We start from the raw sequence: 10,468 nt of genomic DNA on the forward strand, positions 1-10,468 counted from the left end.
CGCCGCCACCGCCGCCGCCGAACGGGCCGCCGCCCATGCCGCCCGCGCCACCGCCGCCGTCGGCGCCGCGCTTCTCGGCTTCCTTGAAGCGCTCGTGGCCGAGCTGGTCGTAGCGCTGGCGCTTCTCGTCGTCGGTGAGGACGTCCTTGGCCTTCTGTATCTTCCTGAATTTCTCCTCGGCGTCCGGGTCGTCGTTGACGTCCGGGTGGTACTCCGAGACCTTCTCGCGGTACGCCCGCTGGATTTCGTCCTCGGAGGCGTCCCGGGAGACGCCGAGCACGTCGTAGAAGTCCTCGCTCATCAGTTGTGCGTACGTATCCCGTTGAGACACTTGAAACGCCCGCTTGCCGGCGTTGGGCGCTTCGACGCCGCCGAATCCGGGTCGTCTACGCGGCGGCGTGGTCGACGAGTTCGCCGTGGTCGACCTCGTAGACGGTCACCGCGTCGTTGGCGTAGACGGCCTCGATGCCGGGGTCGTCCCCGAGCGCGGCGACGTCGTACTCCTCGCGTTCGAGCGGGCCGACCCAGACGTACTGGACGTCGTGTTTGTCGAGGAGGACCGCGCGCGAGCGGTCGTCGGTGGTCTCGTAGATGATGCCGACGTCGTCGACGCGCTGGTAGTAGGGGGCGTCGCCGCGGTAGCCGGTCTCGTGGAACCAGCCCGCGACCGTCGGCAGCCCCGTGAGCGTGGAGACGGGGTTCTGCCAGCCGCGACTCAGCCCGGGCTTCTCGACGAACGGCGGCGTCCCGGTCTCTCGCTCCATCCAGAGCACGGACTGGGTGGCGCTCACCTCGTCCTCGAACCACTCGATGGCGGCGACCTGCTGGGGGTGCGCGGCGCGGTGGTCCTCGTACCCGTCCAGCGACGGGTCCTCGCCGTCCTGGTACGGGCCGACGATGTCGGTCGCGACGACCAGCGGCGCGAACAGCGACGACGAGACGAGAACGACCACGAGCACCACCGAGACGGCGGCCGCACCAGTCGTCGCGCCGCGGTCCCGGAGGTCGGCGAGGGAGGGCGCGGCGTCCCGCACGTCGGTGGCGAGCATCGCCGCGATGGGGCCTGCGGCGAGCCCGCAGAACACCCACCCCTGGATGGCGACCTTCAGCGTCGTGTTCCAGCGCGCGAGCTCGAACGGGTGGACCTTGGCGTGGACGAGTTCCATCGCGAGCACGAGGCCGACGCCGCCGACGACCAGCATCGCCTCGAAGCCCGCCGACGCCCGGACGCGCATCGCGAGCCACGCGCCCGCGACCACCGGCAGGAGGACGACGATGGCGCCGAGGTCGCCGGCGAGCGCGCCGACGCCGACCACGAGCGCGACCGCGCCCAGCGCCTTCGCCACGGCCGTCGCGTCGCTGTCCTCGATTCCGGTGCGCCGCGTGAACAGGTACGTCGCGAACAGCGCGAGCAGCGCGCCGTAGATGAGCAGCACGCCCGCGGCCGTGGTCCGCGGCGGGAACAGCCCGATGCCCTCGTTCGGCGGGACGCTCGCGAGCAGGAACGGCGACGCGAGCGCGTAGCGACGACGCCGACGCCCGCCGCGACCACCGCCGCGAGCACGGTCCGCCACGCCTCCGCGAGCACCAGCGAACGGGCGCGATTCTCCCGCTGGCGCGACGGACTGGAGCCGGTCGCCCGCATTCCCCGGCACGAGCGTCGCGGGGTGCGGGCCGGCGTAGACGACCGCGAGCCACGCCATGCCGACCGCGCTCGGCAGCGACCACGTGTTCGTCACGCCGAAGTAGCCCGCGACCGCGCCCAGCCCGCCGAACAGCAGGCCCGCGCGGCGCTTCCGGGCGGTCGCCGGCGCCTGCACGTAGGCGTACGCCAGCGCCGCCGACAGCACGAGGAACCCCGTGGTGACCGTGTGGCCGTGCATGTCCGCCTTCACGAACGAGTACAGCGGGAACTCCTGGAGCGTGCCCTCGACGACGTAGCGCGTGTCCCACCAGCCCCACGTGGACAGCGACGACTGCTCGAACAGAATCTGGGGGTAGTCCGAGCGGTTCAGGTTGAACGCCGCCCGTCCCCACTTCACCGCGAGGTCCCGGGGGAGCTGACCGAGCGCGAACCGCACGATAGTGACGGCGTTCCCGGCGAACGCCACGAAGAACACGCCGAGGGCGCCGCCGAGTCGGCGCGAGTAGCCGCGGTCCCGCGTGATCCACCCGCACAGCGAGTACGCGCCCACGACGAGCGTCCCGAAGTACCCCGCGAGCGCGACGTTGTGGACGTACTTCACGCTCGTGTCCGTGAGGAACGCCACCACCGCGTTGAACACGGGCAGCCCGTAGTAGTACCGCACCGGCCTCCCCGCGTACCACATGTCCTCGGGCGGTAGTGCTTCGGCGCGCAGCACCGCGTTCAACAGCCCCGTGTGGAGGAACTTCTCGCCGCCCCACCCGCTCATCACGGGGTCCATCGACCGCAGCGCGAGCACGAACCCGAACCCGACCGCGAACACGGCGAACGCGCCCGCGACCCGGTTCCAGTCGTAGTCCGCGAGCCCGCGCCGCCGCGCGAGCCGGTGGCCGACGGCGCCCAGCGCGACCAGCGCCGCGACGCCGACCAGCGCCGTCCACGGCCCGAAACTGAACTGCCCGACGTAGAACGCGACCATCGTCACGACGACGGTCGCGATCGGAATCGCGAGCCCCGCGCCGTCGTCCGGCGCCGACGGGAACAGCAGCCGCGCTATCGGCAACGCGGCCACGAGGAACGCGCCGTACACGACGAGCCAGCGGGCGACGACGGCGGCGCCTGACATATCGAAGTGGCGGACCACGCCGCGCATAAACCTTCTGTCCTCGGCGCAGCAGCGAGCGGAAAACGGCGGTGAGAAGCGACAGTCAGCGGGCGTTCCGAGCCGAAGCGGACGACTCGACTCGCGTTACTCGTCCGCGTCGTCTTCGAGAAGCTCGCTGTACTCACTTCTCGAAACGCTGGACGACTCGCGGTGCTCGTCGTCCAACCCCGAGATTCCGACTCACTCCGTTCGCCGGAATCTCGGACACCGGGAGACTCGCTACGCTCGTCTCCCGTGCCGAGGAAGACAGCGAGTCGCGGTTACTCCTCGCTGTCTTCCTCGACGTCTTCGAAGTCGGCGTCGACGAACTCCTCGTCGTCGTCGGCGTCGCCGCCGGGTCCGGCGCCGCCCATGCCACCCATGCCGCCCATGCCTGCACCGGCCGCGCCGGCGCCGCTGGCGCCGGCCTGCGCTTCCTGCTGGTAGGCCTGCTTGCCGATCTCCTGCAGGGTCTTGCTGAGGGACTCGGTGGCGTCCTCGAGCTCGTCGGGGTCGACCTCGTCCTCGTCGAGGAGCTCCTGGAGGTTCTCGATCTCCTCGTTCACGTCGGCTTCCAGGTCCTCGTCGACCATCTCCTCGTTCTCCTCGAGGAGGTTGTTCGCGCGCTGAATCGCGGTCTCGGCCTCGTTGCGGGCCTCGATGCGCTCGCGGCGCTGCTCGTCCTCCTCGGCGTGCTGTTCGGCCTCCTCCTGCATCTCCTCGATCTCCTCGTCGCTGAGGCCGACGCCGCCCTCGATGGTGATGGACTCGGCGTTCCCGGAGCCCTTGTCCTCGGCTTCGACGTTCACGATGCCGTCGGCGTCGATCTCGAACGTGACCTCGATCTCGGGGGTGCCCGCGGGCGCCGGCGGGATGCCCGTGAGGTGGAAGTCACCGAGCAGTTCGTTCTCCTCGGCGATCTCGCGCTCGCCCTGGAAGACGCGGATCTGGACGCTCGTCTGGTTGTCCGCGGCGGTCGTGAACACCTTCGACGCCGTCGTCGGGATGGCGGTGTTCTTCTCGATGAGGCGCTCGAAGAGCCCGCCCTTCACTTCGATGCCGAGCGAGAGCGGGGTGACGTCGACGAGCACGATGTCGTCGACCTCGCCGGAGAGCACGCCGCCCTGGACGGCCGCGCCGAGCGCGACGGCCTCGTCGGGGTTGACGTTCTTCTTCGGCTCCTGGCCGACCAGTTCCTCGACTTTCTCCTGGACCTGGGGCATCCGCGTGGAGCCGCCGACCAGAATCACTTCGTCGATGTCGTCCTTGTCGAGGCCGGCGTCCTCGAGGGCCTGCTCCGTCGGGCCGACGGTGCGCTCGATGAGGTCCTCGGTGAGGCTCTCGAACTTCGCGCGGGTGATGTCCTGTTCGAGGTGGACGGGCCCGGAGTCGGTCGCGGTGACGAACGGGAGGTTGACGGTCGTCTCCTTCCGCGAGGAGAGTTCGATTTTGGCCTCCTCGGCGGCGTCCTTCAGCCGCTGGAGGGCCTGCTCGTCCTCGCGCAGGTCGATGCCGTGTTCGTCCTCGAACTCGTCGGCGAGGTAGTCGATGATGGCGTGGTCCCAGTCGTCGCCGCCGAGGTCGTTGTCCCCGTTGGTCGCGACGACCTCGTAGACGCCGCCGCCGAGGTCGAGGATGGAGACGTCGAACGTGCCGCCGCCGAGGTCGTAGACGAGGACGGTCTGGTCGCGGTCCTCGTCGAGGCCGTACGCCATCGACGCCGCGGTCGGCTCGTTGACGATGCGTTCGACCTCGAAGCCCGCGATCTCGCCGGCGTCTTTCGTCGCCTGGCGCTGCTTGTCGTTGAAGTACGCGGGCACCGTGATGACCGCCTTCTCGACGTCCTGCCCGAGGTACTCCTCGGCGTCGTGCTTGATCTTCTGGAGGATCATCGCCGAGATCTGCTCGGGCGTGTACTCCTCGCCGTCGAGTTCGACCGTGTAGTCCTCGCCCATGTGGCGCTTGATGGACTCGACGGTCTGCTCGGAGTTCTGGACGGCCTGGTTCTTCGCCGGTTTGCCGATGAGCCGCTCGCCGTCGTCGAACGCGACCACCGACGGCGTGGTGCGGTCGCCCTCGCTGTTGACGATGATTTCGGGGTCACCGCCTTCCATCACCGCGAACGCGCTGTTCGTGGTGCCGAGGTCGATGCCCAAAATCTTCTCACTTGCCATGTTACCCGTTTGTAAGCCGCGTTTTCCCTTTAAGCCTTGCTAGTGACAGCGAGTACCACGAACTGCCGGGTCGCTCCCCTCGTGCGGTTTTCCGAACTACCGGAAAAACGGGCCGGCGGATTTATGTCGAACCGGTGGGCTATCGGTCCGCCGTCCGTCGAACGTTCACTCCCCGTCGCCGCCTTCGCTGACCGTGACCTGCGCGGGCCGGAGCACCTTCCCGCCCATCTCGTAGCCCGACCGGTAGACGTCCACGACCGTGCCCTCGGGCTGGTCGCTGTCCACGCGCATCATCACTTCGTGGCGCTGGGCGTCCACGTCGTCGCCCTCCGCGGGCGAGATCTCGGAGACGCCCTCCGCGTCGAGCACGCGGTCGAACTCCTTGCGCGTGAGCTTCACGCCCTCGCGGAGGCTGTCGACGTCCCCGGACTCCTCGTCGAGCGCGCGGCCGAGGTTGTCCCGGACGTCCAGCAGGCGCTCGACGAGGTCCTCGGTGGCGCGCTCCCGGATGTCCTCCTGGCGCTGTTTCGCGCGCTGCTTGTAGTTCTGGAAGTCCGCCTGCTTGGCCTGCAGTCGCTCCGTGAGGTCCTCGACTTCGGCTTCCGCCGCCGCGAGGTCGTCCTCTAGCTCCGCGACGCGGTCCTCGAGCTCGGCGACCTCGTCGCCGAGGTCCTCGTCGTGCTCGCGGACGCGCTCGGCCAGCGACTCCTCGCCGGCGTCCGCCGCGTCGGCGTCGGCGTCGGCGTCCGCAGCCTGCTCGGCGTCGTTGCTCATGTGCGTAGGAAACGGATACTCGGGTTTACGGATTTCGGGACGCCCGCAGCCGCCGAGTCCGACGACTAATGAGCGTCCGCTCCCTACCCCCCGGCTGTGACAGTCCGGCTGGCGTTCGAGGACGGCACGCTCCGCGTCGAGCACGACGGCGACGGCCCGCCCACCGACGGCGCCGCCAGCCTGCCCGGCGTCGAGTACGACGAGCGCACGGAGACCGGGCGAGCGCCGGCCATGGCGTACGCGGACCTCGTCGCGTACCTCGACGCCCGCGAGATTCCCTACGAGGACGACGCCCTCCACGCCGACGCTCTCGCCGTCGAGTCCGCGTACGAGCTCCGGGACTACCAGCGGGACGCCCTCGACGCGTGGACCGAGAACGACCGGCGGGGCGTGCTCGAACTCCCCACCGGCTCCGGGAAGACGGTCATCGGCCTGAAGGCCATCGAGGCGGTCGGCCAGTCGGCGCTCGTCGTGGTGCCGACCATCGACCTGCTGACGCAGTGGAAGCGCGAACTCGGCACCGAGTTCGACTGCGACATCGGGCAGCTGGGCGGCGGCGAGCAGACCGTCGGCCCCGTCACGGTCGCGACCTACGACTCCGCGTACCTCCGCGCGGACGACCTCGGCGACCGGTTCGGGCTCGTCGTCTTCGACGAGGTCCACCACCTCGGCGGCGACGAGTTCCAGAACATCGCCCGCCTGCTCGCCGCGCCAGCCCGCCTCGGCCTCACCGCGACGTTCGAGCGCCCGGACAACGCCCACGAGGTCGTCGCGGACCTGGTCGGGGACGTCGTCTACCGGCTCTCCGCCGAGGACCTCGCGGGCGACCACCTCGCGGAGTACGACGTCAAGCGCCTCGAAGTCCCGCTCACCGACGAGGAGCGCGAGCGCTACGAGGCCGCGCAGGGCACGTTCACGGACTACCTCCAGCAGTCGAACGTCCAACTGCGCTCGGGCAGCGACTACCAGGAGCTCGTGAAGCGCTCGGGGAACGACCCGCAGGCCCGGGAAGCCCTCCTCGCCAAGCAGCGCGCGCGCCGCATCGTCCGCGAGAGCGACGCGAAAGTCCGCCGGCTCGAAGCCCTCCTCGACCGCCACCGCCGCGACCGCGTCATCGTGTTCGCGGCGTCGACGGACCTCGTCTACCGGCTCTCCGAGCGGTTCCTGCTGCCCGCCATCACCCACGAGACGGGCGCCGAGGAGCGCCGACGCGTCCTCGAGCGGTTCCGCAGCGGCGACTACTCCCGCGTCGTCACTGCGAACGTCCTCGACGAGGGCGTGGACGTCCCGGACGCGAACGTCGCGGTGGTGTTCGCTGGCAGCGGCAGCGAGCGCGAGTTCACGCAGCGGCTCGGGCGCGTGCTCCGGCCGAAAGAGGACGGCGGGCGCGCGCTGCTGTACGAGCTCGTGAGCGCGGACACCGCCGAAGAGCGCGTCGCCGACCGCCGCCGCTAGTCCTCCACGAGGTCCGTGTTCCAGTTCGCGCTCGTGACGTCGTCGTAGGCGACGTCGTACTCCACCTCGACGACCGTCGTCTCGTTCGGGCCGAGCGTCACCTCCCGGACGCGCGTGTACGCCTCGTCGTCGAACTCCGTGTTGACGTACAGCGTCCCCGAGGCCTCCCGGCCGGAGGGGTTGCTGACGGTGACGACGACCACGACGTTGCCGCTCTCGCCCTCCTCGTACGAGGAGTCCGCGACCGTCAGCCCGGCTTCGTCGTCGCCGGTTCGCAGACAGCCCGCGAGCGGGAGGGCGACGCCCGCGGCGGCCGTCCGTCGGAGCAGCGTCCGCCGGTTCATACGTGCGAGTCCGGGCGTACCGGCAAGAATCTTCTGTATCCTTTTGTGCGCGCGCCGCCAACCCGGGGACGTGCTGACGAAAGACCTCCTGCGAGTCTCCCGGGCGGGCGGCGGCTACCAGCCGCAGTTCGCCGGCGAGGACGACGAACCCCTCGCGGCGCGCGTGCTCGGGACCTTCCAGGGCCACGTCGGCGAGGAGCGCGGCGCGCTCCGCGACTCGCTGACCGACCTCGAGCAGGAGGCACGCGACTTCAAGCTCGTGCGCGGGCTCGCGCACCTCGTGGAGCGGGACGCCGCCTTCGAGGTCGAAGCCGCCGTCGACCCCCGGTCCGCGCGCCGCGCGGCGTTCGCGGCCGCAGAGGAAGTCGGCGTCGTCCACGCCGACGAGCGCGAGCGAGCGCTCGCCGAGGCCGCCGAGGGGTTCCCCGGGGACGTGACGCCCGACGAGCTCGCCGACGCGCTGTACGCCGACCGCGAGACCCGAGAAGTCCTCGCGGAGGTCTCGTCCCGCTGGACGCCCGCGTCGCTGGTCGCCCAGTACAACCTCTCGCTCGCCCAGACCGCGCTGTTCGACGCGACCGAGATGCGGGTGCGGTCGTCGGACCCCCGGCGGCTGGTCTCCGCGGTGAAGCGCCTCGGCCTCCTCTACGAGGTCATTCCCGTCGACGGCGGCGAGGGCCGCGAGGTCGTCTTGACCGGGCCGGACGCGCTGTTCGAGCGCTCGCGGCGGTACGGCACGCGGTTCGCGCGCGTCCTGCGGACGGTCGCGAAGGGCGACGACTGGCGCGTCGAGGCCACGATCGACGACCGCGGCCGCGAGCGCCTGCTCGAACTCTCGGCGGGCGACCTCGACGTCCCGGACGCCGACCCCGTGACGGACGTCGAGTACGACAGCGGGGTCGAGCGCGAGTTCGCCGCGCGCTTCCAGTCACTCGACCTGGACTGGGAGCTCGTCCGCGAGCCGGACGTGCTCGCGGCGGGCGACCGCCTCATGGTGCCGGACTTCGCGTTCGACTACGCGTTCGGCGACGAGCGGGTCTACTTCGAGATCATGGGGTTCTGGACGCCCGAGTACGTCGAGAAGAAGCTCTCCCAGCTGGACGCCACCGACGAGACGCTGCTCGTGGCCGTGGACGCGAGCCTCGGCGTCGGCGAGGACGTCGAAGCCCGCGACCACCGCGTCTTCGAGTACACGGGCACCGTGCGCGTGAAGGACGTCGTGGACGCGCTCCGCGACCTGGAAGCCGACCTCGTCGCCGAGTCGGCGGCCGCGCTCCCCGACGAACTCGCGCCCGACGAGGACGCGATTACGCTCGCGGACCTCGCCTCGCGCCGCGGCGTCAGCGAGGACGCCGTCGAGGACGTCGGCTTCCCCGAGCACGAGCGCGTCGGCCGCACGCTCGTCCGCCCCGATGTGCTGGACGAGGTGGCCGCAGAACTCGAAGCGGGGATGTCCCGGGACGACGCCGAGGCCGTCGCCGAATCCTACGGTATCGACGACGCGAGCACGCTGTTCTCCCGGCTCGGCTACCGCGTCGAGTGGGAGGGGTTGAGCGGCGGGACGCTCCGCGAGAAAGACTGACTAGAGGTCCCGGCGGTTGCCCTTCGGCACCATCGACTTGAGGTCGCCGTACGTGTAGAGGCCGACGCCGATGGGCTCGACGCCGCCCGCGAGCTCGTGGGCGACGACGAGGTACCCCCAGTCGCCGTCCCACTCGACTTCCTGCTCCTCGCCCGCGAGGAAGCGCTTCGCGCGGTCCTCGTCGAGCACGAGGACGTTCTGCTCGGCGTCGCGGCCGAACCGCTGGACGGCGTCCGTCGTCGGCTTCCAGTGCTCCTGTCGCGTGCGCAGGATTTTCAGGCCGAGCGCCTCGACGGGCACCGGCTCCCCGGGGTCGTAGGGGAGCGCCCAGACCTTCCCCTTGCCCTTCTCCCAGAACGTGTACTCGTCGAAGGTGTCCTCGGGAACGGCGAACCGGTCGACCCACCAGTCCACGACGGCCCCGCGGGTCGGCCGACCTTTGACCGTCCGGTCGGCGTCCGTCTCGGGGAGGCGGTCGAACTGGCCGCTCCTGTTCCGGCGGAAGTGGTCGATACCGCTGTCACCACCGCCCTCGCTGGAACCGCGGTCGTCGTCAGTCACGCCGTCACCTCCAGTTTCGCGGCGAAGAACCCGCCCGTGTCGTTCTGGTGGGGGTAGTAGCGGCGCGTCTTCGTCAGCGAGTCGTCGTACGTCTCGTCGTTCCACTCCGTGATTCCGGGCGAGGATTCGAGGCCGGTGTCGAACTCGACGAGCCGACAGTCGCCGTCGGCGAGGGCGCTGTCGACGACGGCCTCGTTCTCCTCGGGGGCGAACGTGCACGTGGAGTACACCACGGTCCCGCCCTCGCGAGTGAGTTCGACGGCGCGTTCGAGGATGTCCGACTGGAGCGCCGCGAGGTTCCGGCTCGCGCTCGCGCCCGCTCCCTCGAGGGCGTCGGCGTTCTTGCGGACCGTGCCCTCGCAGGTGCAGGGCGCGTCGACGAGTGCGCGGTCGAAGGCGTCCACGTTCGGGAACGCGTCGAGGGTCGCACGGCGAGCGTCCGTGTTCGTCACCGCCGCGCACGTGACGCCGAGGCGGTCGCAGTTCCCGCGCAGCGCGGAGAGGCGGCCGAGGTTGTCGTCGTTCGCGACGACCAGCCCCTCGTCGTTCATCTCTGCCGCAATCTGGGTGGTCTTCCCGCCGGGCGCGGCACACGAGTCCCAGACGACCTCTCCCGGTTGCGGGTCGAGAACCGCGGGCGGCACGGCCGACACTTCCTCCTGGCCGTGAATCCAGCCGTGGACGTAGGGCCACGTGTTCCCCGGTTTGCCGGTGGCGACGCCCAGCACGTCGCTGTTCCAGTCGCGGCCGTAGACGTCGACGCCCTCGGCTTCGAGGGCGTCGACCACG

General features: G+C 70.4%; 9 protein-coding genes. 2 read left to right on the top strand and 7 right to left on the bottom strand.

Features of this window, described 5'->3' with window-relative positions; translation table 11 throughout:
* From GJ634_RS11760 to GJ634_RS11775, 4 genes are all read right to left on the bottom strand, one after another.
* Positions 1-301, bottom strand: a 301-nt coding sequence (locus GJ634_RS11760) for a DnaJ domain-containing protein (protein ID WP_157502948.1), incomplete at its 3' end; no start/stop codon positions are given.
* Between the two features lie 85 nt (positions 302-386).
* Positions 387-2,771, bottom strand: coding sequence for a DUF2298 domain-containing protein (locus GJ634_RS11765; protein ID WP_197425506.1), 2,385 nt, complete (start codon positions 2,769-2,771; stop codon positions 387-389).
* Between the two features lie 299 nt (positions 2,772-3,070).
* On the bottom strand, positions 3,071-4,963 hold the full coding sequence (gene dnaK, locus GJ634_RS11770; protein WP_157502950.1) for a molecular chaperone DnaK: 1,893 nt from the start codon (positions 4,961-4,963) through the stop codon (positions 3,071-3,073).
* Positions 4,964-5,128: 165 nt separating this feature from the next.
* Complete coding sequence (locus GJ634_RS11775; protein WP_157502951.1) at positions 5,129-5,737, bottom strand: nucleotide exchange factor GrpE; 609 nt, start codon at positions 5,735-5,737, stop codon at positions 5,129-5,131.
* A 96-nt stretch (positions 5,738-5,833) separates the two neighbouring features.
* On the opposite strand from GJ634_RS11775, the gene GJ634_RS11780 reads away from it, so the two are divergent.
* Positions 5,834-7,192 carry a DEAD/DEAH box helicase family protein gene (locus GJ634_RS11780; protein ID WP_331714140.1) on the top strand — a complete coding sequence of 453 codons (1,359 nt, stop codon included), beginning with the start codon at positions 5,834-5,836 and terminating at the stop codon, positions 7,190-7,192.
* Here the strand turns inward: GJ634_RS11780 and GJ634_RS11785 are convergent.
* On the bottom strand, positions 7,189-7,536 hold the full coding sequence (locus GJ634_RS11785) for a hypothetical protein (RefSeq protein ID WP_157502952.1): 348 nt from the start codon (positions 7,534-7,536) through the stop codon (positions 7,189-7,191). The genes GJ634_RS11780 and GJ634_RS11785 overlap by 4 nt on opposite strands.
* Before the next feature lie 70 nt (positions 7,537-7,606).
* Here GJ634_RS11785 and GJ634_RS11790 point away from each other — a divergent pair, with 70 nt between their 5' ends.
* On the top strand, positions 7,607-9,118 hold the full coding sequence (locus GJ634_RS11790) for a DUF790 family protein (RefSeq protein ID WP_331714141.1): 1,512 nt from the start codon (positions 7,607-7,609) through the stop codon (positions 9,116-9,118).
* Here the strand turns inward: GJ634_RS11790 and GJ634_RS11795 are convergent, their stop codons facing one another.
* Complete coding sequence (locus GJ634_RS11795) at positions 9,119-9,631, bottom strand: hypothetical protein (protein WP_331714142.1); 513 nt, start codon at positions 9,629-9,631, stop codon at positions 9,119-9,121.
* A gap of 44 nt (positions 9,632-9,675) precedes the next feature.
* The coding region (locus GJ634_RS11800; RefSeq protein ID WP_157502954.1) for an RsmB/NOP family class I SAM-dependent RNA methyltransferase at positions 9,676-10,468 on the bottom strand (793 nt) is incomplete at its 5' end.

This window comes from Halobacterium sp. CBA1126, assembly GCF_009741975.1.
Lineage (GTDB): Archaea > Halobacteriota > Halobacteria > Halobacteriales > Halobacteriaceae > Halobacterium.